Annotated in this window: 19 protein-coding genes, 2 tRNA genes and 1 pseudogene; 12 read left to right on the top strand and 10 right to left on the bottom strand. The window is 59.7% G+C overall.

The window, feature by feature from the left end:
• Nucleotides 1-182: 182 nt before the first annotated feature.
• Complete coding sequence (locus tag AC3IX1_RS12160) at nucleotides 183-3,485, top strand: hypothetical protein (RefSeq protein ID WP_489388363.1); 3,303 nt, start codon at nucleotides 183-185, stop codon at nucleotides 3,483-3,485.
• A gap of 94 nt (nucleotides 3,486-3,579) precedes the next feature.
• Here AC3IX1_RS12160 and AC3IX1_RS12155 read toward each other — a convergent pair whose 3' ends face one another.
• Complete coding sequence (locus AC3IX1_RS12155; RefSeq protein ID WP_489388362.1) at nucleotides 3,580-4,554, bottom strand: nitrilase-related carbon-nitrogen hydrolase; 975 nt, start codon at nucleotides 4,552-4,554, stop codon at nucleotides 3,580-3,582.
• A gap of 101 nt (nucleotides 4,555-4,655) precedes the next feature.
• Complete coding sequence (locus tag AC3IX1_RS12150; RefSeq protein ID WP_489388361.1) at nucleotides 4,656-5,588, bottom strand: GlxA family transcriptional regulator; 933 nt, start codon at nucleotides 5,586-5,588, stop codon at nucleotides 4,656-4,658.
• Nucleotides 5,589-5,746: 158 nt separating this feature from the next.
• On the opposite strand from AC3IX1_RS12150, the gene AC3IX1_RS12145 reads away from it, so the two are divergent.
• Nucleotides 5,747-6,409 (top strand): glutathione S-transferase family protein, encoded by a 663-nt coding sequence (locus AC3IX1_RS12145; protein WP_489388360.1) that lies wholly within the window; start codon nucleotides 5,747-5,749, stop codon nucleotides 6,407-6,409.
• A gap of 98 nt (nucleotides 6,410-6,507) precedes the next feature.
• Here the strand turns inward: AC3IX1_RS12145 and AC3IX1_RS12140 are convergent.
• Nucleotides 6,508-6,582 (bottom strand) — tRNA-Gln (locus AC3IX1_RS12140).
• A 321-nt stretch (nucleotides 6,583-6,903) separates the two neighbouring features.
• Between AC3IX1_RS12140 and AC3IX1_RS12135 the strand changes: the two genes are divergently transcribed.
• Nucleotides 6,904-7,332, top strand: coding sequence for a hypothetical protein (locus AC3IX1_RS12135; RefSeq protein ID WP_489388731.1), 429 nt, complete (start codon nucleotides 6,904-6,906; stop codon nucleotides 7,330-7,332).
• A 105-nt stretch (nucleotides 7,333-7,437) separates the two neighbouring features.
• On the opposite strand, the gene AC3IX1_RS12130 is transcribed toward AC3IX1_RS12135, so the two are convergent.
• The 4 genes from AC3IX1_RS12130 to AC3IX1_RS12115 form a co-directional block, all read right to left on the bottom strand.
• Nucleotides 7,438-9,426 (bottom strand): peptidase U32 family protein, encoded by a 1,989-nt coding sequence (locus tag AC3IX1_RS12130; protein ID WP_489388359.1) that lies wholly within the window; start codon nucleotides 9,424-9,426, stop codon nucleotides 7,438-7,440.
• A gap of 168 nt (nucleotides 9,427-9,594) precedes the next feature.
• Nucleotides 9,595-10,803, bottom strand: a complete 1,209-nt coding sequence (locus tag AC3IX1_RS12125) for a DSD1 family PLP-dependent enzyme (protein ID WP_489388730.1) — start codon at nucleotides 10,801-10,803, stop codon at nucleotides 9,595-9,597.
• Between the two features lie 74 nt (nucleotides 10,804-10,877).
• Nucleotides 10,878-12,272, bottom strand: coding sequence for a D-arabinono-1,4-lactone oxidase (locus tag AC3IX1_RS12120; protein WP_489388358.1), 1,395 nt, complete (start codon nucleotides 12,270-12,272; stop codon nucleotides 10,878-10,880).
• A 22-nt stretch (nucleotides 12,273-12,294) separates the two neighbouring features.
• Nucleotides 12,295-12,681 (bottom strand): c-type cytochrome, encoded by a 387-nt coding sequence (locus tag AC3IX1_RS12115; protein WP_489388357.1) that lies wholly within the window; start codon nucleotides 12,679-12,681, stop codon nucleotides 12,295-12,297.
• A 264-nt stretch (nucleotides 12,682-12,945) separates the two neighbouring features.
• On the opposite strand from AC3IX1_RS12115, the gene AC3IX1_RS12110 reads away from it, so the two are divergent.
• Together AC3IX1_RS12110 and AC3IX1_RS12105 are read left to right on the top strand one after the other, a co-directional pair.
• Nucleotides 12,946-14,571 carry an NADP-dependent glyceraldehyde-3-phosphate dehydrogenase gene (locus AC3IX1_RS12110; RefSeq protein WP_489388356.1) on the top strand — a complete coding sequence of 542 codons (1,626 nt, stop codon included), beginning with the start codon at nucleotides 12,946-12,948 and terminating at the stop codon, nucleotides 14,569-14,571.
• Between the two features lie 68 nt (nucleotides 14,572-14,639).
• Nucleotides 14,640-15,423 (top strand): annotated as a pseudogene (locus tag AC3IX1_RS12105) (hypothetical protein).
• A gap of 15 nt (nucleotides 15,424-15,438) precedes the next feature.
• Here AC3IX1_RS12105 and AC3IX1_RS12100 read toward each other — a convergent pair.
• A complete protein-coding gene (locus tag AC3IX1_RS12100) occupies nucleotides 15,439-16,332 on the bottom strand; it encodes a DMT family transporter (protein ID WP_489388355.1) in 894 nt (297 codons plus the stop codon).
• A gap of 136 nt (nucleotides 16,333-16,468) precedes the next feature.
• Here AC3IX1_RS12100 and AC3IX1_RS12095 point away from each other — a divergent pair, with 136 nt between their 5' ends.
• Nucleotides 16,469-16,906, top strand: a complete 438-nt coding sequence (locus AC3IX1_RS12095; RefSeq protein WP_046038550.1) for an Lrp/AsnC family transcriptional regulator — start codon at nucleotides 16,469-16,471, stop codon at nucleotides 16,904-16,906.
• A gap of 56 nt (nucleotides 16,907-16,962) precedes the next feature.
• Nucleotides 16,963-17,292 carry a YceK/YidQ family lipoprotein gene (locus AC3IX1_RS12090; protein WP_489388354.1) on the top strand — a complete coding sequence of 110 codons (330 nt, stop codon included), beginning with the start codon at nucleotides 16,963-16,965 and terminating at the stop codon, nucleotides 17,290-17,292.
• Nucleotides 17,293-17,351: 59 nt separating this feature from the next.
• Here AC3IX1_RS12090 and AC3IX1_RS12085 read toward each other — a convergent pair whose 3' ends face one another.
• Nucleotides 17,352-18,023 carry a Bax inhibitor-1/YccA family protein gene (locus AC3IX1_RS12085; RefSeq protein ID WP_489388353.1) on the bottom strand — a complete coding sequence of 224 codons (672 nt, stop codon included), beginning with the start codon at nucleotides 18,021-18,023 and terminating at the stop codon, nucleotides 17,352-17,354.
• A 123-nt stretch (nucleotides 18,024-18,146) separates the two neighbouring features.
• Here AC3IX1_RS12085 and AC3IX1_RS12080 point away from each other — a divergent pair.
• The 4 genes from AC3IX1_RS12080 (at nucleotide 18,147) to AC3IX1_RS12065 (ending at nucleotide 20,451) form a co-directional block, all read left to right on the top strand.
• A tRNA-Ser gene (locus tag AC3IX1_RS12080) sits at nucleotides 18,147-18,234 on the top strand.
• A gap of 235 nt (nucleotides 18,235-18,469) precedes the next feature.
• Nucleotides 18,470-18,664, top strand: a complete 195-nt coding sequence (locus AC3IX1_RS12075) for a hypothetical protein (protein WP_489388729.1) — start codon at nucleotides 18,470-18,472, stop codon at nucleotides 18,662-18,664.
• Nucleotides 18,665-18,991: 327 nt separating this feature from the next.
• Nucleotides 18,992-19,864: a TauD/TfdA dioxygenase family protein gene (locus AC3IX1_RS12070; protein WP_489388728.1), complete on the top strand. Its 873-nt coding sequence runs from the start codon at nucleotides 18,992-18,994 to the stop codon at nucleotides 19,862-19,864.
• A gap of 107 nt (nucleotides 19,865-19,971) precedes the next feature.
• Nucleotides 19,972-20,451, top strand: coding sequence for a 2,4'-dihydroxyacetophenone dioxygenase family protein (locus tag AC3IX1_RS12065; RefSeq protein ID WP_489388352.1), 480 nt, complete (start codon nucleotides 19,972-19,974; stop codon nucleotides 20,449-20,451).
• Between the two features lie 64 nt (nucleotides 20,452-20,515).
• Here the strand turns inward: AC3IX1_RS12065 and AC3IX1_RS12060 are convergent, their stop codons facing one another.
• The gene (locus tag AC3IX1_RS12060; protein WP_489388351.1) at nucleotides 20,516-21,553 is read right to left on the bottom strand and encodes an alpha/beta fold hydrolase; all 1,038 of its coding nucleotides are present in this window, start codon (nucleotides 21,551-21,553) and stop codon (nucleotides 20,516-20,518) included.
• 110 nt (nucleotides 21,554-21,663) lie between these two features.
• On the opposite strand from AC3IX1_RS12060, the gene AC3IX1_RS12055 reads away from it, so the two are divergent.
• Nucleotides 21,664-22,689: an AraC family transcriptional regulator gene (locus AC3IX1_RS12055; protein ID WP_489388350.1), complete on the top strand. Its 1,026-nt coding sequence runs from the start codon at nucleotides 21,664-21,666 to the stop codon at nucleotides 22,687-22,689.
• Nucleotides 22,690-22,863 lie beyond the last annotated feature (174 nt).

Below are 22,863 nucleotides of genomic sequence, written 5' to 3'. Positions count from 1 at the left end.
CAGCACAATCTTGCGCGATAGCCTGCAACGGCCCCCAATCCCGTCAATCAAATCAGCCCCGGCGAAACGCCTACCACTCATCGAAAACCCTTCCCGACCTGTCAGATCTGACAGTAGGCAGCCCCACCCCGTCAGGCTTTAAATTGTGATCCGTCCCCCATCCCTCGACTGGAGTCCCTTCCATGGCCTCGTCCCGTTCCCCCGACAACAGCATCAAACTCCTGCGTGAGCTGGGCATTCCCGGGCGTACCGTAAACCCGATCTCCACCAATCCCGATGTCTGGGGCCTGAACATCGCGGCGGTACTGGACAACTTCCCGCGCCATGGCCTGAAATGCCTGGCCGGCCCGTGGGGGGTCATGGGTCAAGGCGACCGGCTGGTAATTTTTTGGGGCCCCGGCAATCAGGTGCTGCAAAAGACCGTGGCCGCTTCAGAGGTCGACACCGAACTGCGGATGTTCGTGGAGGCACGGCACATCATTGCCAGCAACTTCAATGTCTCCTACGCCGTGACCCGTCTGGGCCAGACGGCCGAGCCCTCCGAAGTGATGAAGGTGTTCGTCAAACTCACCCGCCCCGGCGGCAAGGATGACAACGACACGCCGGGCCACTCCAAGCTGGTCATGCACATTCCCCGCGAGATTCTCGAAGGCGGCATCGATCAGGACAACGTGAGCGCTGGCGTCGACATCACCATTGACCCCTACCCGAACATTGCCCCCGGCGATGTGATCCGCCTGAGCTGGGGCGGTGTCTTTGTGCTCAGCCCACCCCTGACCCAGGATCAGGCCGACGGCAAAACGCCCGTCGTCATTCATGTCGACGAGGCCACGATTCGTGACGCGGGGGACTCTGACAGCACCGGCCTGGCGGTGGTTTTCGAACTGTACGACAAGGTCGACAACCGTTCCGAGGACTGGAGTGCCGCCCAACGGGTGGTGGTCAGCATCGACACGGCGCGTCCAAATGCACCGCTGCTCAAGGAAGCGCTGAACAACGTGCTGGATGTCGACAAGCTGGGCGATGCCCTGGGTACCGGGCAAGTCATTGCCGTGGACGCCAGGTTTTTCGCGAAGGACGACACCATCTTCCTCAGGGTCAAAGGCACGCCGGTGGAAGGGGGACCGATCGACCACGAACTGTCGGGCAAGGTCCTGGGCAGCGTACCGAGCATCCTTGAAATACCGATCCCCAATGCACTGCTGCGACGCCTGGCCAAGACCCAGATGGTGCTGTCGTACCGCATCCAGAAAGACGATGGCTCGGCCGATATTCATTCCAAAGGACAGTTCATCAGCGTCATCGGGGAACTCCATCGCCTCAAGCCGCCGATCGCCGAAGACGCCTCGCAAGGGGCGCTCGATCCAGACTTGCCGCGCACCCGCATCGAAATCCCGTGGGATGACTCGTTCGAGGCCGGCCAGGCGATCAAGCTGTTCTGGCTCGGTACCTTGCCGGATTTCACACCCTATCTGCCCGACCTGCCGTTGCGCCCGATTACCAATGGCGACATCTCCGCCGGCTTGCCGCTGTACATCACCGTTGACGGCGTCCATATCAAGCCACTGGAAGGCGGCACGCTGGAGCTCTATTACCAATTGCTGAGCGACGACAGCGTATTGGCGAAGCTGGATCACTACAGCGCGCTCAATGCGCTGCGCGAATCCGAACATGCATCGCTGCTCAATATTGGCGAACCACGCCTGGAGCTGCCGGAGCCGAGGGTAGACGGCGTGGTCGACAACGCCCTCGACCCGGATCGCAATGGCACCACCCTGACGGCCACCTGGCTCAATACCCTGGTCGAGGACACGGTGACACGAGTATGGGATGGGTCGAAAACCGGCCAGTCCAGCGACTCGATCAAACTGACCACGATCACTGCCGGCAAAGAGGTACCGTTTCCCATCAGCGCCGATCTGATCAAGGGCAACGAGGGCGGCACGGTACAAGCCAGGTACTTCGTCGAACGTGCCGGGGAGAACACCCGGTATTCGCAACCACTGGACTTCAGCGTGGGCGTGGCACTGCAGCTCGACCCACCGCGAATTCAGCAAGCCGAAGCGGACGGCAAAACCTTGTTGCCGATGAACGCCGTGGAGGCGCTGACGGCCGTGGTTCCGCCGGAGGGGTTGCTGCCGACCGACCTGTTGAGCGTGACCTGGGCCGCTGTGGCCGGCAGCCATGCGGAAGCCTCTCATACCACCGAAGCCAGGCTGATCAGTGAGACGGGCCTGAGCATTGCGCTGCCGGTCACGGTGCTGGCGTTCAACCTGGGCAAAACGGTGAGCGTGACGTTTACCATTACCCGTGACGGCAAGCCTGTTACGTCATTGCCGTTGAGCCTGAATGTCGGGACCTTGCCGGTCAACGTGCTGAATTCACCGATCATCATGGATGCCGACAACAATGGCCAGGGCCCTGTGTTCAACGTCGCCAACCTGACCGCCAATGCCACCTACCGCATGGGTGTCTGGCCGCTGATTGCCACTCGCCAATATGTATGGTTGGTCCTGAAGGGCACAAATGCGGATGGCACCGTCTACACCAACCAGCTACTCAAGGCACCCGGTTCGTATGTCTATCAAGGGTGGATCGATAATAGCTACTACGAAAACGCCATCGCACTCGCGGGGTTAAAAAATCTCAAGGACGGCAGCAGCCTGACCATGGAGTTCAAGGCGGCGCTGGGCAAGAGCCAGAATGAAAGCGAAGCCGTGGTCTTCCCTGTACGGACTTATACCGTCAAGGCGCTAGTGGAGTTGAAGCCGGAGATCACCAAGGCTGAAGACTCCAAGAACGTTCTGATCCCAGAGGCTGGTTTCACGGTCGACACCACCGTCAAGCTCACCGGGGTGGCGAGCAAGGGCCAGAAGGTCCAGATCTTCGATGGCACCACGTCCAAAGGCGAGGCGACCGCCGACCCTGCAACCGGCATCTGGACCCACGCCATGACGGGCCTGAGCCTGGCCGAGCACAGCTTCACCGCCAAAGCCCTATACGGAAATGGGCAAGTTTCACCGGCGAGAACCTTTACGGTGATCGAGGAGACCATTGAAAATTTTGAGTCGATACCCCTAGGCCAATTTAGGAATATTACCAACCGCCCACTGATGGACTTCCAGGCGATGTCCACGAGTTCTTTGCCGGAGATCTCCACCGGTGCCTCGGCATACCCTTATTTCTCGGGCCGGGCGTTGTATATATCGAGAGGCGGTTCTGTGCTGGTAACTTTCAAACGGTATGTAGAGCGCGTCTCACTTGTGACTCTGGGTCACCTTACGACCTCTTCGAGTGGAATTTACGCCACATACAACAATGGGCCAGACACAACACATTTATGGTCGGAGGGCCAATCTGCAATATTACAGATAGATGGGCTCAGCCGCGGAGGTGTCAGCAAACTGTACTTCATGGCACCTCAAGCGGCCGGGGCAACAGTGTATGTAGACAATATTGAGCTTTTAACAATTAGCGCCGATTAATCATTAATACCCATGTACCGCCGATGCGGGAATAAGTCCCGCGGGGGCGGATGCGTTGGGGTAGGTGTAAAACCTATTTCAGGACTACTCTAATCTAATCAACCACCTCCTCCAGCCCGGTCTCTTCGACCCGCCTCGGATGCGCACTGCGTTCATGCACCTGGGTTTGCGGTGTGCGGTCAATCAGCAGGCTCAGCAGTTCCGGACGACTGTAGTGACCGCGGGAATCCATCATGCGCTTGCGCTTGTCGATCAGGCCCATGTCGAGGTCCGCGATCACCTCGCCCTCACCTTCCTGCAACGAACCCAGGACCGAGCCATCCGGGCTGATGATCGCGGTATAGCAACCGCCGGAGATCGGGCCGATGGCGCAACCGGTATCGGCCATGATCTGTGCCTGTTGCTCGGGGTACAGCCACGCGGTGGAATTGACCACAAAGCACGCGGCCTCCAGGGCATGCTGGCGAATGCTGACTTCCATTTGCGCGGCGAACAGGGGGCCCGCAAACGAGCCAGGGTACATTGCCGCATGGATCTGTTCGCCATCGGCCATCAAGGCATAACGGGCCAGCGGGTTGAAATGCTCCCAGCAGGCCAGTTGACCGATGCGCCCTGCCGCGCTGTCGACAGCCCGCAGGCCGGAACCGTCGCCCATGCCCCAGATCATGCGTTCGTGGTAGGTCGGGGAAATCTTGCGGCGACGCTGGATCAGCGAGCCGTCGGCATCGAACAGCAACTGCGTGTTGTACAGCGAACCGCCATCGCGCTCGTTGACGCCGATGGACACGACCATGCCGGCTTGCCTGGCCGCCGCGCCGATGGCATCGGTGGCGTCCGAAGGCACGGTGACCGCCTGGTCCAGCAGCTTGAGGTGTTCGGCGGCCATTTCGAACGGCGACTGTACGTAGGAAAAGTACGGGTAGTACGGCACGACGGTTTCCGGGAACACAGCGAATTGCACACCCTGTTCGCCGAGTTCGAGAATCTTCTGCACCACTTTGTCGACGGTGCCTTCTCGACTGTAAAGAACAGGGCTGATTTGTACGGCGGCGGCTTTGACGAGGGTCATGGCGGTGGTCTCATTGAGGGATACGTTTCAACGAGATCAATATTACGCTTGAAATAAAAAGGCCTGAATGTCGCATACACCACCTTTCAAGACATCATAATTCAGCCCCGACTGGCACGCTGGATCACCTGCGGCGGCTGCCCGAACGCTCGAATAAAAGCGCGGCGCATACGTTCCCGGTCACCAAAACCAGTGTCCGTCGCCACTACATCGATGGAGTGCCGCCCGGTTTCCATCATCAACCGGGCCGACTCGACCCGCAGGTTTTCGATGGCCTTGGCCGGAGACTGGCCGGTTTCGGCATGAAACACCCGGCTGAATTGCCGAGGGCTGAGATTGGCCGCGTTGGCCAGTTCCTCGACCGACAACGCCGACTTGAGATTCTGCTTGGCGTAGTTCAGCGCGGCCTGTATGCGGTCGGTCTTGGGGGCCAGTTCCAGCATTACCGAAAACTGCGACTGTCCGCCGGAACGCCGGTGGTACACCACCAATTGCCGCGCTACCTTGCGTGCAACGTCCGCGCCCAGATCCATCTCCACCAGCGCCAAAGCCAGGTCCACGCATGCGCTCATCCCCGCCGCGGTCCACAGGTGACCATCGTTGATGAAGATGCGGTCCTCCTCGACCTTCACGTTCGGGTACGCCTTGCGAAAGGCCGGCACATGCGCCCAGTGGGTAGTCGCCCGCCGCCCATCGAGCAAACCGGCCTCCGCCAACGCATTCGCCCCCGTGCAAATCGAGCCCAGACGCCGGGTGCCGTGACTGGCATGGCGCAAAAACTTCAGCATGCCCGGCGTGGTCGGGCGGATCAGGTTGTCGCCCAGGACCAGCAGCGTATCGAACGCACGCTGGTCGAACGCTTCGGTCTGCACAGCAAAACCGGCGGACGTTTGCACCAGGCCGCCCGGCTCGGACAGCAAGGCAATGCGGTACAACGGCTCGTCAGCGGCACTGTTGGCCAACTCGAAGGCGGCACACATGGCCAGGCCCAGAACCTGGAAACCGGGGTAAACAATGAGTCCGATCTGGTGCATGGCGATATGACCCTAAACGTGGCATGCCTGATGTTCAGGCCAGAAGACCTGTACTCTAACCCGAACAGCAGGCACCGGACATCAGGGTGGAGCACCCCGCGCATTGGCCGATAGCGACGGATAATCAAGCGGCTTCCATCTCACCGAGGAATTGAAGGATGTCACTGACTCTCTATTTCCATCCGCTCTCGTCGTTCTGCCACAAAGCGCTGATCGCTCTCTATGAACTGGAAATCGAGTTTGAAAAAAGGATCATCGACCTGGGCAACGAGGCTGACCGGGCCGAGCTACAAGCACTTTGGCCACTCTGCAAATTCCCGGTGATCCGCGATCACGACCGCCAACGGGACGTACCCGAGTCGAGCGTGATCATTGAGTACCTGGACCGGCTTCATCCCCGCCAGGCAAGCCTGATTCCAGACGATTGGCAAGCCGCGCTGGAGGTGCGCCTGTGGGATCGTTTTTTCGACCTGCACGTCCAGGTGCCGATGCAGAAGATCGTCGCTGACCGAATCAATGCCGCAAACGGCGACCTGACCCGCGAACGCGCCGCGCTGATGACGGCGTACGGCATGCTTGAACACCAGCTGGCCGCAAACACCTGGGCAGCCAGCCCCGCTTTCAGCATGGCCGATTGCGCCGCCGCCCCGGCGCTGTTCTACGCCAGCATCCTCGTACCCTTTCCCGACGATCATCGCCACTTGAGTGCTTATTTCGACAGGCTGATCCAAAGGCCCTCGGTCAAGCGGGTGATCGACGAGGCACGGCCGTATTTTTCCTGGTACCCGTTTGCCGAAGCCATCCCGGAGCGCTTTCGGTAGTGGCATCAGCGCGACTGGGGAACGGGCGGCAAAAAACCAGCAAATCGACGAATAATAACCGCCGGTCGAGTGTTATCTGATTAGGCAGGAATAAAAAATGGCAGGGGCGGCTGGATTCGAACCAACGCATGGCAGGATCAAAACCTGCTGCCTTACCGCTTGGCGACGCCCCTGTATCTGTTGCGATGAGTGCCTGGCACTCGCTTTCTTGAGTGGCAACAAGACTTGTTGCCTGCTCTCGCGACTGGCTCCCTGAGGGCCGCTGTAAGAGTGGGCGCAAATTTACCAACTTTTTCCTCGCCTGGGAAGCCCCAACAAAAAAAATTGTTCGTTAAAACAGGCGCTTAGTGTTGAGCCGGATCTCGCGGAGTTATCGGCGCACATTCAGCCCGAACAGCTCTGCTACGCTTTTCTTTACTCGAATTGAATCGGGAATCGTTTACGCAACACCCTTCCCTTGCCATTTGAGGGCGCCAAAAGTGAAAGTCAAATTAATGGGGGCCGCTGCAACCCTTCTGGTACTCGGGACCGCGATTTATGGGTTGAACACCTGGGAACACATCCAGAGTCAGCGACAGGAAGCGGTCTGCAAGGCCGCCCGGGAGCATCTCAATCGCCTGGAAACCCAGACGCGAGCGTTGGCCTCCGGGTTGACGGTCGAAGCCTATGCCGAAGCCGAAAAAGCCGAGGCCGGTCAGTTGGTCCTGGCACTCGATACCGCCAGGAATGAAGCCGAGGTCGATGCCGTCATCGACAAGCACGCCGCTGCCATCGAGGCGCAGATAACCGCCGAGGACGCTGAGGTCCAGTCCCGAGGCGAACAACCCTTCCTCGGTCAGGAAATGAAAAAGCAGCGTATCCCCACCGACGTCAAACAGGAATTCAAACGAGCTGAAAGGGCTGTCGCCGACACCTGTGAATAGTGTCGACCGCCAGCTCCAGGCTTGTCGCCGGCGTCCAGACTTCAGCAAAAACAGGTTCCACGCGGGAACAGGTGAGCGCGCCGTTGCGGCGCACTCACCGGTCACTCAGTGCGGCGCGCGCGGGATGGTCTTGAGCAGGTCTTCGGGGCTGATGTGACCGACCACGCTGCCCGGTTGCGGCAGGTTGAGGATGTGGCCTTTCATCTTGCCGATGATGTGCATTTCACAAGGCTTGCAGTCGAACTTCAACGTCAGCACTTCATCGCCGTGGATCAGTTGCATCGGTGCGACCTTGGTGCGCACACCAGTCACGCCCTTGGCCTGCTTCGGGCACAGGTTGAAGGAGAAACGCAGGCAGTGCTTGGTGATCATCACCGGCACCTCGCCGGTTTCCTCATGGGCCTCGTAGGCCGCATCGATCAGCTTGACGCCGTGGCGGTGATAGAAATCCCGGGCTTTCTGGTTGTAGACGTTGGCCAGGAACGACAGGTGCGACTCCGGGTACACCGGCGGCGGCGTGGTTTCGGCCTTGCGGCTGCCACGCGGGTGGGCAGCGATCCGCGCTTCGGTCAAGGCTTCAATCACTTCACGGCGCAAAGCCTTGAGCTGCGAGTTGGGGATGAAGTACGCCTGCGGCGCGTCCAGCTTGATGTCGATGGCGTGGTACTGCGTGGTACCCAGTTGGCCGAGCAGATCCTGCAATTGCTCCAGCGCCTGTTCCGGCTTGTTGGCGGCGCCGAACGGGCCGGCCAGGGTGACGCTGGCGCTGATGCCCTCTTCGCTGGTAGCGGTCAGTTCAAGCTGCTCTTCACGCAGGCGAGCGACCCAGTTCAGGGCGATGCGACGCTCGGCGGAGGTCTTTTGCAGCGCCTGTTGCCAGTTGTGATCGAGGTTGCGATTCAGCGGGTGGTTGGGGCGCAGCTTGTACATCCCCTCCGGCATCTCGTTGGGCTCGACGCGATAGCGATAGCGCTTCTCGCCGTCCTCCTCGAACTCGCCCTTGGGTTCGGCGATATTGGCGCGGAAACCCACGACTTCACGCTTGACCAGCACGTTGAGGCCGTCGCCGTTGGACAGCGGCTCGTGCGTCACGACCTGCATGTCACGCTTGGCGACTTTCTCGACCACACCCACCGGCAGACCGGTGAAGGTCGGCGAGTCAAAGGCGCCGATATCGATCTTGCGGTCAGTGACGAAGTAATCGGTGCTGCCACGGTGGAAGGTTTTTTCCGGGTCGGGCAGGAAGAAGTGCGCGGTGCGGCCGCTGGAGGCGCGGGCCAGGTCCGGGCGGTCTTCGAGCACGGCGTCGAGGCGCTGGCGGTAGTAGGCGGTGATGTTTTTCACATAGCCCATGTCCTTGTAGCGGCCCTCGATCTTGAACGAACGCACGCCGGCCTCGACCAGGGCACGGATGTTGGCGCTCTGGTTGTTGTCCTTCATCGACAACAGATGCTTTTCGTAAGCGATCACCCCACCCTTTTCGTCCTTGAGGGTGTACGGCAGGCGGCAAGCCTGGGAGCAATCGCCACGGTTCGCGCTGCGCCCGGTTTGCGCGTGGGAAATGTTGCACTGACCGGAAAACGCCACGCACAACGCGCCATGGATAAAGAACTCGATGGCCGCGTCGGTTTCGTCGGCGATGGCGCGGATCTCCTGGAGATTCAGCTCGCGGGCCAGAACCAGTTGCGAGAAACCGGCCTGATCGAGGAACTTCGCCCGCTCCAGGGTGCGGATGTCAGTCTGGGTACTGGCGTGCAGCTCGATCGGCGGAATGTCCAGCTCCATCACCCCCAGATCCTGGACGATCAGCGCATCGACGCCAGCGTCGTACAACTGGTGGATCAGCTTGCGGGCCGGCTCCAGTTCGTTGTCGTGCAGGATGGTATTGATGGTGGTGAACACCCGTGCATGGTAGCGACGGGCGAATTCCACCAATTGGGCGATATCGCTCACTTCGTTGCAGGCATTGTGGCGGGCGCCGAAGCTCGGGCCGCCGATGTAGATGGCATCGGCGCCATGCAGGATGGCCTCGCGGGCGATGGCGACATCGCGGGCAGGGCTGAGCAATTCCAGGTGATGTTTGGGCAAAGACATAATTTTTTTAGTCAGGCTTGTCACGGTCGAGGCGTGCATTGTAGCGGCGAAACGCCTGACCGGCACTCGGATGCTACCGGGTGGCGTTTCGGGCAGGTCTGGCGCGCCTGCCCCCCCCCTGTGTGCGAGCCTGCTCGCGAAGGCATCGGAGCAATCACCCAACAAACATCAGGAGTACACCGGCCAGCTATCCACAATCTTCCCACCCCGAACCGCCAGTAAGTCCCCGAACTGCAACAACACCGACTCCGTCTGGGTCGGGCGCAAGAACACCTGGTCCTCCACCGTCAGCCCCACCGCCGCCGAACCATTGACCATTTCCTGGTTCGAGCTGCGGCCATACACGCCATTGCTCTGCAACCCCGCTGGCGATTCGAACTCCGCCATCCAGTTACCGCCATAGATGAAATACGTTTCGCGCTGATTGGTGTCCCACCAGGAAAACAGCCTGGACTTGTCATCCAGCGCCGGAATATTCACAGCCCCGGTGCTTTTCAGCACGGGCGTGGCGATGTAGGCGGCGGGCACATGCTCCGCCAGTGACGGCAAATCATAATGAGCAGGCTTGAGCATCGCCGTCCCCACCGACACTTCGCTGCTGAGTTGTTCATGCTCATGCATGCGATAGCTCGGGCTGCCGGCCGTATTGAGGGTCAACCCTTCGCGCCATAAACCAGGGTATTGCTGGCGGGTGAAATCGACACAGCGGTTGTAGATCACCATCACCTTGGCAAACAGCTCCTCGGGCGCGCCCAGAATCCCCGGCACGCCCATGCCCACGAACGGGTCGTAGCCCATGAACCCGGCGAATTGCAGATGTTGCGGGTGCTGGCTGATCAGCGCCAGCATCTGCCCGAGTACGCCAAGGTCGCTGACGCCACCGCGATGCAGCCCGACATCCAGTTCGATGTTCACCCGCATTCGCGTACCCAGCCCTTGAGCCAGGGCGAGGTATTGCTGCAGGCGTTGCGGCGTATCGAGCAGCCATTGCAATTGCCTGGAAGGGTCGAAAAGCCCCTTGTGCGATTGATAGAACAACTCGGCCGAACGCACCGGCAGCGGCTTACCCAGCAGAATGTCGGCCTCGGCAAACCGCACCGCGTCATGGTTGAGAAAGGGCTGGTGAAACGACATCAGGCGTTGCGTGCCGGCGCGCCGGGCGATGTAGGCCAGGAGCCCCGGCGCCGGCAGTGATTTTTCCACCAGGCGCAGGTGCTTGCCGCCGCGTTTGACCGATTGCATCACCACATCAATGTTGTGATCCAGTCGATCAAGGTCGATCAGCATCACCGGTCGCATCGGGCCGTGGTTCTTGAGTTCGCGGTTCAGCGTACGGAAGTAATCGCTGTACGGCGCGCCTCGGTCACCCGGCCGCAGCCACGCCCCGAGCCCCACCAACAAGGCGCCGACTCCTGCCGTGCCGAGCAAGAAATTGCGGCGATTGACGGCCATTAGTTCACCCCCAGAATCGATGACAAATGCGCATTGAGGAATTTGCCGCTGGGGTCGAGTGCCTGCCGCACCTGGATGAACTCCTGCCAGCGCGGGTACAACGGTTGCAGGTTTTTCGCGTTCAGCGTGTGCAGCTTGCCCCAGTGTGGCCGGCCGTTGTACTTCCAGAAAATCGGCTCGATGGCGGCGAAGAAGTTGTGATGATCCATCTGGTAATGCTGGTGGACCGAGATCGAACAGCTGTCGCGGCCTTCGAACATGCTCAGGGGAATGTCGTCGGCCTTGACGTAACGGTATTCAATCGGAAACCAGGTGCGCAGGTCCTTGTCCTGGATCAGTTTGAGGATCTCGCGCAAACACGCGGGGCCGTATTCGGCCGGCACGGAATATTCCATTTCGTTGAAGCGCACCGTGCGCACGTTGGCGTAGATATCGAACGAGTCACCCACCCGGTCATCGAAACTGGCCAGGTGGCGCAGGTTATTGAGCATGGTGCGGCGCAGGTCCGGGAAGTCGCTGGCGTATTTGTCGATCTTCTCGATCAGCGTGACAAACTCGTTGCCGCCCTCCTCATCCGCCGGGACCGGCGGTGTGGCCGGGTCGGTGGTTTCGTTCAGGGCGATCGACAAGGCGTAGTCGGAATGGGTCACCACGAGCATTTCCCAGTGCTGGTTTTCCCGGGTGTTCTTGTCCAGGTCTTCCAGCAACTCTTCGGTTTTGGCGATCCACTGGCGCTCCCTTAACCGATAGGCCGGGCGGTTTTGCAGGCGCACCTTGCTGGCCACGCCCAACGCTCCCAGGGACACCCGGGCTGCGCTGAACACTTCAGGATGACGGCTGGCGTCGCACTCCAACACGTCGCCGCTGGCGGTTACCAACTGCATGCCGCAGACGTGCGCCGAATACGATTGAAAGTTCTTGCCGGTACCGTGGGTCGAGGTCGAGATCGCGCCGGCCAGAGTCTGGTAATCGATGTCGGCCATGTTTTGCAAGGCCTGGCCGATGTCCTTGAGCGGCGTGCCCATGCGTGACATCGGCGTACCGGCGGCGAACTCGGCTTGCAGCGTTTGCGGATCGTGATCGAGCAAACCCGTGAAATAGCTCAGCGACAGCAAGGTGCCGTCGGTGGGCACCAGCGCGCTGAAGGAATGCGCCGAGCCCACCGGCCGAATCCTGCCGGGGGCCTGGCGCATCACTTGCGTCAACTCATCCAGGTTCTTGGGCGCCAGCCGCGCCGCCGGCAGGCAACTCTGGCCGCCCGACCAGTTGCGCCAGGGAATCAGGCGCGGTGCGCGCAGCAGCTCGGCCAGTGCCGGCGTTGAGCCGAGCGCGGTAAAGGCGCCAATGACGCTCGCCCGTTGCAACAACTGACGCCGTGTCAGGTCCATCGTCATGAATCGCACCCTGCCGTTCTTGTTATTGGATTTGCTGGCCGGACATAAAGGCAATCAGCGCCAGGAACTGTTCTTGCGAACACTGCATGCACAGGCCCATCGGCGGCATGCCGTTGTAACCGTTGATCGCGTGGTCGAGCAGCGTGTCGACGCCCTGCAATACCCGTGGTTGCCAGGCCTTGATGTCGCCGGTCAGCGGCGCCCCGGCCGCCGGGTTGGCGTGGCACAGCTTGCAGCTGTTGTCGTAGACCTGCGCCAGCTCGGCGTCGGCGGGCCTCGCGGTGCCAGCCTCGCTGCGGGTCGGCGGGTTGTTCGGCTCTTCGCCGCACCCTGCAAACAACGCCGCAAAGACACACCCCGCCAAGGCCAAACAAAGGCTAGGCTTTTCAGTTAATCGGCTTGCCCGCATGGCTGCCCTCTCATTGGCTGCCCGGCCATCCGGGTGCAGCTTTTTTGTTGTGATCAAGGAGAGTCAACACTAAGGCACCCCGCGCGGGCGGGTTGAGGGCATTGGGGGCCAACAAGGGGAGCTTCTGAGGCCATGACGCAAGGCACCGATAAATCCCCGGACATCACGCTGCGCGGAAAAACGCTGAGATGAGTCATGACAAGCGTTGCCGAGGTCTGCTAAAACGATTCATCAGTGCATCACCCAATCCAGAGGGGTAGCGACATGACCACAGCCAATATTCTCCAGAACCTGTTCCCGAGCCCCGCCGACATTCCGGAAAAGTACCGCCTTGACGGCCAGACCGAGCAGCGCGAGTACCTGGTCGATGGCCAACTCAGATCCTGGAACGGGCCGCTGGCCCAGGTCCGCAGCCCGGTGTACCTGGCAGGCCCGAATGGCGATGAACAGGTGATCCTCGGCAGCACGCCGCTGCTGGATGCCGACACCGCATTGACCGCACTGGACGCCGCAGTCCGCGCCTATGACCGCGGCCAGGGCCTGTGGCCGACCATGCGCGTGGCCGAACGCATCCAGCACGTCGAAACCTTCCTGGGGCGCATGCGCGAGCAGCGCGACGCCGTGGTCAAGTTGCTGATGTGGGAAATCGGCAAGAACCTCAAGGATTCGGAAAAGGAGTTCGACCGCACCTGCGACTACATCGTCGACACCATCAACGCCCTGAAGGAACTCGACCGCCGCTCCAGCCGTTTCGAACTGGAACAGGACACCCTCGGCCAGATCCGTCGCGTGCCGATGGGCGTGGCCCTGTGCATGGGGCCTTACAACTATCCATTGAACGAAACCTTCACCACGCTGATCCCGGCGCTGATCATGGGCAACACCGTGGTGTTCAAGCCGGCCAAGCTCGGCGTGCTGCTGATTCGCCCGCTGCTGGAAGCCTTCCGCGACAGCTTCCCGACCGGGGTGATCAACGTCATCTACGGCAGCGGCCGCGAGACGGTCAGTGCGCTGATGGCCAGCGGCAAGATCGACATCTTTGCCTTCATTGGCACCAACAAGGCCGCCAGTGACCTGAAAAAACTCCATCCGAGACCCCACCGCTTGCGCGCGGCCCTGGGCCTGGATGCGAAAAACCCGGGCATCGTCCTGCCGGAAGTGGATCTGGACAACGCGGTCAGTGAAGCGCTGACCGGTTCGCTGTCGTTCAATGGCCAACGTTGCACCGCGCTGAAAATCCTTTTTGTCCACGAAGACGTGGTCGAGTCCTTCATCGACAAATTCAATGCCCGGCTCGCCAACCTCAAGCCCGGCATGCCCTGGGAAAGTGGCGTAGCCCTGACACCGCTGCCGGAATCGGGAAAGGTCGACTATCTGCATGCACTGGTGGCGGAAGCCGAGAGCAAGGGCGCCAAGGTGGTCAACCCCAACGGCGGCGAGGCTCGTGCGTCGTTCTTCTACCCGGCGGTGCTGTACCCGGTCACGCCGCAGATGCGGGTTTATCAGGAAGAACAGTTCGGCCCGGTCATCCCCATCGTGCCGTACCGTCATCTGGATACTGTGATCGACTACGTGCTGGAGTCGGATTTCGGCCAGCAATTGAGCATCTTCGGCACCAACCCGGTGGCGGTCGGCCGGCTGGTGGACACCTTTGCCAATCAGGTCGGGCGCATCAACCTCAATGCCCAATGCCAGCGCGGTCCGGACACCTACCCCTTCAATGGTCGCAAGAACTCGGCCGAAGGCACCTTGTCGGTACATGATGCTCTGCGGGTGTTTTCGATCCGCACCCTGGTGGCCACCAAGTTCCAGGAGACCAACAAGGACCTGATCAGCGAGATCATCAGCGGCCGCAGCTCGAGCTTCCTGACCACCGACTACATCTTCTGAGGAGCGCCAGCCTGAGTACATCCAGAGCCCATCGGCTGCCACCCTTGCTGCGCCGACTGCTGCGTCCGCTGCTGGACCCGTACCGGCGCTACCGCCATGCCCGGGTGATCCACGCGGTGCGGGTGTCGCTCGGGTTGCTGGCGACGATCCTGCTGACCACCGGGATCAATCTGCCCCACGGTGAGTGGGCGTAGGTGACGATGCTAGTGGTGATCGACGGTTTGCAGCACCACGGCAACATCGGCAAGAAAGCCGCCGAGCTCGCCATCGGTACCTTGATCGGTGCCGGTGTCGGCCTGGTGTTTTCCGCTGTACGCGGTTTATTCCTGGCGCTACAACCTGGCCGATGCGCTACGTGATTGCGCGAAAGTCTACGGGCGCATCATTGATGGCCAGGCCATCACCGCCGACGAACACCTCAAACTCATGACCCGCCTGAACACGGCGATGGTGCAACTTCGCTCACTGATGCCTTCGGTGTCCAAGGAAGTGAAGATTTCCATGACCGACCTCGATGCCCTCCAGCGCAACCTGCGCATGTGCGTCAGCACCCTGGAAATCCTCGGCAATACGCGACCGGATGCCAATGACCCCGAGGCGATGTCGCTGATGCAAACGGCATTGAAAGCCGAGCATCGACAGATTCGCGTGCAATTGATCGGCATGGCCCGGGCGTTGAAATCAGGCGCCGCCCAGCGGCTCGTTCGGCCCATGGATGTACCACTTTTCAGCCTTGACGCACCGGTCTACAACACGCTGGACGGCTATCGCTTGCTGACTCAACAACTGGCCGCCAACGTCGGCGAGATGCGCCAGCGCCTGGCCAAGAGCGCGCCGCGCTGGAACATCTGACGCTGGCGTAGCAGGTTACGGCGTCACCGTGCGCCGAAACTTCAGCGACCAGCCTTGTTGCATGCCGGCAGCGGCCAGCAGAATTGCTGCGACGCCGATCCATTGCAGCGGCTCCAGGCGATGGCCGAAAGCAAACCAGTCGACGAAAATCGCCGCGATCGGGTAGATGAAGGACAGCGCGCCCGTCAACGCCGTCGGCAGCTTTTGAATCGCGCCGTACAACAACACATACATCACGCCGGTGTGCACCATGCCCAGCGTCACCAGGCTGGCCCACGCGCTCGGTGCCTGCGGCAATACCGAAAAATTCGCGAATGGCGCGAGCAACAACACGCCGGTGCTGACCTGGATCAGCGCGATCAAATGCGGCGGGGTTCCGGTCAGGCGCTTGATGATCAGCGCGGCAATCGCATAGAGAAACGCCGCGCCCAAGGCCAAGGCAATGCCCATCAGGTAATCGCTGCCGCTCTCGCCCTGGCTGCCATGGGCGCTGACAATCGCCAGCATCCCGAGAAACGAAACGCCCAGCCAGGTCAATTTCTGCGCGGTGATCTTTTCGTTGAGGAACAAAGCCGCCAGCCCGACCAGCATGAACGGCTGGACGTTATAGACGGCGGTGCCGATGGCAATTGATGCTCGGGAATAGGACGCGAACAACAACACCCAGTTGCCGACAATCGCCACACCGCTGAGCACGGCGAGCAGGAACGTGGTGCGGGTCAGAATGCCGGGGCGCAGAAAGCCGAAGCCCGCGCAAATCAGCAGCAAGGTGCCGGCGCCGAACAGGCAGCGCCAGAACACCACGTCCAGCACCGGTTGCCCGGACACCAGCACGAACCAGCCGATGGTGCCGGAGATCAACATGGCGGCCGTCATTTCGAACGAACCGCGGCGTAGGGTTTTGTCCATCATCAGACTCCTGTGTTTGTGGCAAAAGTATGCCAATGCACCCAGGGGCTACTCCAGAGCAAAAAGCAGGCTAAACTCGGGATCTGCCTTTTTTATAAAGGCCGTTTTGAAAAAATGCCTAACAGAGGGTTTAGCCATGACCGATGACATCGACCAGCTGCTGATCACGGCGCTGATGGAAGACTCGCGACGTTCGCTCAAGGCCCTGGCGCAAATCAGCGGCCTGTCCTCCCCCAGCGTTGCCGAGCGTCTGCGCCGCCTGGAAGAGCGCGGCGTGCTCAAGGGCTACACCGTTGAAATCGACCCGAAATGCTTTGGCTATCAACTCCAGGCCATCGTGCGTATTCGCCCGCTGCCGGGGCAATTGCAGGAAGTGGAACGGCAAATCATGGCCATTCCCGAATTCACCGAGTGCGACAAGGTGACCGGCGACGACTGTTTCATTGCGCGCCTGCATGTGCGCTCGATGGAACAACTGGACACCCTGCTCGACCGTCTCAACACCCACGCTGAAACCAATACGGCGATCGTCAAGAAAACCCCGGTCAAGCGCCGGTTGCCGCCCATGGCGTGAGTGATGTTTGTTTCAGACTGAAGTAGATTGATGCTTTCCGGCGAAGGATTGACGGCATGAAAATTCAGGCAATGCTACTGGTGGCTACGATGCTGGCGGGTTGCGGCACGATTCAGACGGTTGTGCGCAGTGACGAAGTGGCCGCAAAAAGCCTCAAGGAACAAAAGAGTTATTGCGGTGCGGTACCGCGAATCTACAGCGGCGTGACCTACGACTTCTGCTACCTGAACGCCCCCCTCGAAGACGGCCGGGATGCGCAGGCACATGGTCCCGCCCCCGCTATCGTGCTGCTCGACGTGGTCGTGTCCGGGGCGATGGATACCTTGCTGCTGCCCTACACCATCTACCGCCAGCAAGCCGATGGCAGCATTGTCATTGCCGAGTAATACTGAATTTCTGGTAATAAAAAACCCGCCTGGGCGGGTTTTTTACTCAGTGCCGACGATCAATCATCGCGGCTCATGATGCCGAACAGCTGCAACAGGCTGATGAACAGGTTGTAGATCGATACATACAGGCTGATGGTGGCCATGATGTAGTTACGCTCGCCGCCATGAATGATGGCGCTGGTCTGGAACAGAATGCAGACCGAGGAGAACAGCACGAAACCTGCGCTGATCGCCAGTTGCAGGCCGCTGATCTGGAAGAACAGGCTCGCCAGCGTCGCACCCAGCAGCACGAAGAAGCCTGCCGTGATGAAACCGCCGAGGAAGCTCATGTCCTTGCGGGTAATCAGCACATACGCCGACAGACCGCCGAACACCAGCGCCGTCATCGCGAACGCCGAGCTGACCACTTCAGCGCCGCCCTGCATACCCAGGTAACGGTTGAGGATCGGGCCAAGCAGGAAACCCATGAAACCGGTCAGGGCAAATGCCGACACCAGGCCCCAGGCCGAATCACGGAGTTTGTTGGTGAGGAAGAAAAGACCGTAGAAGCCGATCAGCACCACGAAAATGTTCGGGTAGCCAACATGCATCTGCTGGGCAACGTAGGCTGTCACACCGCTGAATGCCAGGGTCAGGGCGAGCAAGCCGTATGTGTTGCGCAGGACGCGGCTAACCTCTAGCTGCTCAGCCTGCACGCTGTTATTAACTGCGTAATCCTGTTCGCGCATGGCGACACTCCTGTTGGTTTGAAACGTTCAGTCGCAAAGATCATAACAGACGCCCTGTAACAAGCTAAGCAGAGAGTTTGACAGTGTGTTTCATTCAGGTATTATGGCGCCCGCAACGCAAACGGAGGTGTGGCCGAGTGGTTTAAGGCAACGGTCTTGAAAACCGTCGACTGTAACAGGTCCATGAGTTCGAATCCCATCGCCTCCGCCATCTTTATACGACAAAGCCCTGATTATTCAGGGCTTTGTCGTTTCTGGAGTTCTGAAATCGTTGCTGCTTTTTAGAGCCGTTACAAAACTGTTTGGTAACCGTTACAAAACTTTCCGTTTCTCCCCCCCCCCCTTTGGCGTCCTGCCGACCGCTGCATTCCTCTATGTGTGTCACCGCATTTCCGCTGCTACGATGCCCCTCTTTCATGGAGGATTTCGTGATGCCAAACTAAGACCTGCTCCCTTCCCTTCTGTTCAAGATCAACGAAAACCAACTTGCGCTCGAAGCCGCGATCATGGAGCTGACGCTTTGGGTTGAGCAAAGAGGATCAGCGGAAGTAGCCGGCAACGTTCGCGGCGCCCTGCAAACGATCAACAAAAACGAAGATTTTATCAAAATGAGCCTCGCAGTACTCATGGCACCGGAGTGAGCACACAAGGGCAGCAATCAGCCAAAAGCGGACCATCCAACCAACATCGCAACATTGTTCGGTTATCTCTCTTTCCTTGTCCCAGTATGCGAAGAAACTGTCCCGCCAGGCCCACGGCATCGTACCCCTGATACCTACTATAGGGCCGGTACCTCTGCCCAATCGGCACGGGGGGCAGTTACCCATATCGGGTGCATATATAGCGCACCGCCGTACAAGCTCGGATTGGAGATAACAATGACAACAGTCGCCGCAGCCCAAGACACGCCTTCACAACTCCCTCCCTCGGCCCCCGCCATTATCCGGTCATCAGTGCGCCAGCATTCGATCAAGGTGGAGATTTGCTCCCCGGCCATCGGTGCCGAAGTCAGCAACATCAACCTAGCCGATGCTGCCCAGGACTCCGAACTGATCGCGGAAATCCGGGCGCTGTGGTTGAAGCACAAAGTGCTGTTCTTTCGCGATCAGGACATCACCCCCACGGAGCAACAGCACTTCGCCGTGCAATTCGGCGAATTGGAAGGCCATCCCCTGGCGCCGAGCCATCCGGAAGCTGACAAGCTGCTGATGCTGTACCGCAACCTTGACCCAAGCAAACCCAAGAGTTTTGTCGAAAAGGCAAGCCGCGAAAACCTCTGGCACACCGATGTCACCTTCAAGCCAGCTCCGCCTCGCGGTGCGATATTGCGCTGCGAACAGGGGCCTGAATCTGGCGGCGACACCCTGTTCTCCAACATGGTGATGGCTTACGAAAACCTGCCAGACACCATCAAGCAACGGATCGAAGGTCTGTTCGCAAAACACAGTGCCGAACACTCCTTTGGCGCCCAGTTGCCGCGTGAGCAACGTCATGCCATGGCCGCGAAGAACCCCGCCGCTGAACACCCGGTGGTGCTGATTCATCCCGAAACAGGCGAAAAGGTGCTGTTCGTCAACTCCGCGTTCACCACCCATTTTTCGAATTTCTTCAACTTCGAGGATATCCGCTACGGACAGGACTTCATGCCGGAGGCTCATCATTTGATGAACTACCTGACGTCTCAGGCCGCGATTCCCGAGTACCAGGTGCGTCTGAAGTGGCGAACCAACACGATTGCCATGTGGGACAACTTGCAAGTCCAGCACTACGCGGTCGCTGACTACGGCAATGCACCAAGAAAGATGCTGCGCGCCACTCTCGCGGGCACGCCGCTTACCTGATCCCGACAGCTCCCTCAGAAAGTCCAGGGCACTCGACCATTACTCATGGTCGGGTGGCCTTGGCTGCCGACGAATACTCGATCCCAACCGCATCAATGGAGAAAGACATGCTCTATGAACACGTCGACACCGCAGTCATCGATGGCGAATCGCTGCCGTGGGTACCGTTTACGCCCTATGCGGAAAACGTCCTGCTGAAGTACTTCAAGCTTGACCCGATCCGTGGTGAATGGATCGTCATGATGAAGGCGCCGCTGGACATGCAACTGCCCAAACATCACCACACGGGTACGGTGATGGTCTACACAATCGAAGGCCGGTGGAAATACAAGGAACATGACTGGATCGCCGGCCCTGGCAGCATCGTCTATGAGACGGCCGCGTCGACTCACACCCCTGAAGTCGTCAGCACAGGAAGCACAGACGGGTATGTGCTCACGCTGGTTCACGTGACGGGTGATCTCGCATTCCTGGACGGGAACGACAACATCGTCGCGCTGGAAAACTGGAAGTCCGGGCTGCATCGCTATCTTGCCTACTGCGAGCAACATGACATCGCACCGAAAGATCTGACGGCATTCAACTGAGTGACAGGTATTGCCGCGGAAAACGCGAATCGGGGCGGGCGCACCAAGACGCTCGCCCCCACCGTTAGAACTGTTCGAGAAACGTCAGGAGCAATTCATTGACTTGATCGACGCTTTCTTCCGCGGCGCTATGGCCCACGCCCGGTAGCAGGACCTTCTGTTGTAGCCCGGGTAAGTAGGCGTCGAGTTGTTCGTAGAGCGCGCGGATTTCGACCGGCTCGAGCGAAGGGTCGGCAGCACCACCGATGAACAGGCTCGGCTGGCGCACCACCGCACCGTCGAGAAACGCGGTGATCTCCCAGTTCCGGTCGCGGCAGCGGTAGTAGTTCAAGGGTCCGGTAAAGCCGGTGCGCGTGTATTCAGCAACGTAGTAGTCGAGCGCCCGAGCGCTCAGCCATGACGGGAACTCGCCCCTCGGTTCAGTGAAGGCATTGAGAATGGGCTCACCTGGCTCGACGAACAGGCGCCAGCGTTCAGCTCCAACAGCACTGCCGGAGATCGAATAGAAGACGCTACGCAAGGTCTTGCGCGGATCACTGGCCAACTCGCGATCCGGCTTATCGAGCTGCTGGAAATACAGATGGTGGTACACCCTGCCCTTTGCCATTGCCTGCAAACCCACAGTCGGTTTGACCTTGCCGCGCGGTGGCACCGGGGTATTGAGCATCACCAGGCCACGGAACAGATCAGGCCGCAGCATGGCCGCCGCTTGGGCCACCCAAGCGCCCAGGTCATGCCCTATGATCACCGCGGACGTTTCGCCCAGTGCCGACATCAAGCCCACCATGTCGCCGACGGCCTGACTCATGTCATAGGCTTCAATGGCGTCAGGGCGATCGGTTTGCCCAAACCCTCGTTGATCGGGGACCACGACCCGATAACCGGTCTCCGCCAACACCAGGATCTGGCGCCGCCACATATACCAAAGGTACGGAAAACCGTGCAGCAGTATGACGAGTGGGCCCTGTCCCTCGTCGATGTAATGCATGCGAATGCCGTTGAGCTCGGCAAAGCAGTGATTGAATGCATCGGGGTCATCGGCGTCCACTTGTTCCATTGCGGTGAGCGGCTGACCGATGCGCATAGCGGTGCGCGCGTCCATTATCTACCTCCATCTTTTTGTCGTTGTTGGCTTGAAGGTAGTCGTGACAAGGTGTCCTGCACTAAGCTTCGCAGGACACAATCTTGTGAAATTGGGACACGAGGAGATACATGTACACCCTGACGCGAAGTGCCAGCCTTACTGCTTATGAGCAAGTTGCCCGTTCAGTGGGGCTTGATCCCTTTCGCATGCTGCGCCTGGCGAAGTTGCCCGCCAGTGTCCTCGACGATCCAAACATCATAATCAGCATCGATTCGGTGGGGTGGATGCTGGAAGAATCGGCCCGCCTATCCGGCCAAGAGGCCTTCGGATTGCTGCTCGCGGAAACGAGACATCTGTCCAACTTCGGCATGCTGGCGCTGCTCATCCGCGAAGAACCAACACTTCGCACCGCCTTGCAATCATGTGCGCGCTATATGCGGCTGCATAACGCCGGGGTGGAGTTGCGACTAGAAGATGCAGGCGACCTGGTACTGCTGCATGTAGGTGTGAATATGCAGGGTGGTCACGGTGTCTGGCGCCAGGCTATCGAACAGTCGACCGGCATTGGGCTGCGGACGTTGAGCATGTTGACGCGCAATACGTTCCGCCCGGTAAGGGTCAGTTTTACTCACGAGCCCCCCTCCAACCTTGAAGTGCACCACCGAGTGTTGGGGCCAGCTATCGAGTTCTCCCAGGAATTCAATGCCATCGTTTGCCGTGCGCGTGATCTGGACATGCCCATTCCAGCGGCTGACCCCGCGTTGCATAGAGAAGTGAAGCGATCGCTGGACATGCAGTTGGCTAACCTGCGCGACGAACCGGCGCAGCGAGTACGCCAGATCGTCAAGATGCTGCTGCCAAGCGGACTGTGTTCTGTCGAAGGGGTTGCCCAGCATCTGGGCATGCATCGACGCACCCTTAACCGACACTTGGCGACCGAGGGAGAGAGTGTCACCACGATCATCAATGCTGTTCGCGTTGAACTCGCCGAAGAGTATCTGGCCAATAGCAAACGCCGATTGTATGAGGTCGCTGAACTCCTTGGCTTTTCCTCCGCCGGCGACTTTTCACGCTGGTTCCGCAGCCAGTTTGGCAAGACACCCTCGGATTGGGCCACCTCCTACCGGGAGAGCAAGGCGACACCTGAGCTTTAACCCGCTCGCGGTGTCCCAATACGCGAAAAAATGTCCCACAGCCAATAAATACCCCTCCACAAAAACCGCGCAACGCGGTAGAGCGAGTCCCCTATCCTTGAGTCGCGCCAGAGCGACGCAACCCAAAGAAGGAGCAAGGTACTCACCAAGTACCATTCTTAGTGCAAACTTCAC

The organism is Pseudomonas sp. KH_046_2, from assembly GCF_057838985.1.
Note: the sequence above shows the minus strand (reverse complement) of the source record. Positions and strands in the feature narration are given on the sequence as shown.

What these genes read in the sequence shown, in the direction of transcription:
- AC3IX1_RS12160 (WP_489388363.1), top strand. Translation starts at nt 183, where the DNA reads ATGGCCTCGTCCCGTTCCCCCGACAACAGCATCAAACTCCTGCGTGAG.
- AC3IX1_RS12155 (WP_489388362.1), bottom strand. Translation starts at nt 4,554, where the DNA reads ATGACCCTCGTCAAAGCCGCCGCCGTACAAATCAGCCCTGTTCTTTAC.
- AC3IX1_RS12150 (WP_489388361.1), bottom strand. Translation starts at nt 5,588, where the DNA reads ATGCACCAGATCGGACTCATTGTTTACCCCGGTTTCCAGGTTCTGGGC.
- AC3IX1_RS12145 (WP_489388360.1), top strand. Translation starts at nt 5,747, where the DNA reads ATGTCACTGACTCTCTATTTCCATCCGCTCTCGTCGTTCTGCCACAAA.
- AC3IX1_RS12135 (WP_489388731.1), top strand. Translation starts at nt 6,904, where the DNA reads ATGGGGGCCGCTGCAACCCTTCTGGTACTCGGGACCGCGATTTATGGG.
- AC3IX1_RS12130 (WP_489388359.1), bottom strand. Translation starts at nt 9,426, where the DNA reads ATGTCTTTGCCCAAACATCACCTGGAATTGCTCAGCCCTGCCCGCGAT.
- AC3IX1_RS12120 (WP_489388358.1), bottom strand. Translation starts at nt 12,272, where the DNA reads ATGACGATGGACCTGACACGGCGTCAGTTGTTGCAACGGGCGAGCGTC.
- AC3IX1_RS12115 (WP_489388357.1), bottom strand. Translation starts at nt 12,681, where the DNA reads ATGCGGGCAAGCCGATTAACTGAAAAGCCTAGCCTTTGTTTGGCCTTG.
- AC3IX1_RS12110 (WP_489388356.1), top strand. Translation starts at nt 12,946, where the DNA reads ATGACCACAGCCAATATTCTCCAGAACCTGTTCCCGAGCCCCGCCGAC.
- AC3IX1_RS12100 (WP_489388355.1), bottom strand. Translation starts at nt 16,332, where the DNA reads ATGGACAAAACCCTACGCCGCGGTTCGTTCGAAATGACGGCCGCCATG.
- AC3IX1_RS12095 (WP_046038550.1), top strand. Translation starts at nt 16,469, where the DNA reads ATGACCGATGACATCGACCAGCTGCTGATCACGGCGCTGATGGAAGAC.
- AC3IX1_RS12090 (WP_489388354.1), top strand. Translation starts at nt 16,963, where the DNA reads ATGAAAATTCAGGCAATGCTACTGGTGGCTACGATGCTGGCGGGTTGC.
- AC3IX1_RS12085 (WP_489388353.1), bottom strand. Translation starts at nt 18,023, where the DNA reads ATGCGCGAACAGGATTACGCAGTTAATAACAGCGTGCAGGCTGAGCAG.
- AC3IX1_RS12065 (WP_489388352.1), top strand. Translation starts at nt 19,972, where the DNA reads ATGCTCTATGAACACGTCGACACCGCAGTCATCGATGGCGAATCGCTG.
- AC3IX1_RS12060 (WP_489388351.1), bottom strand. Translation starts at nt 21,553, where the DNA reads ATGGACGCGCGCACCGCTATGCGCATCGGTCAGCCGCTCACCGCAATG.
- AC3IX1_RS12055 (WP_489388350.1), top strand. Translation starts at nt 21,664, where the DNA reads ATGTACACCCTGACGCGAAGTGCCAGCCTTACTGCTTATGAGCAAGTT.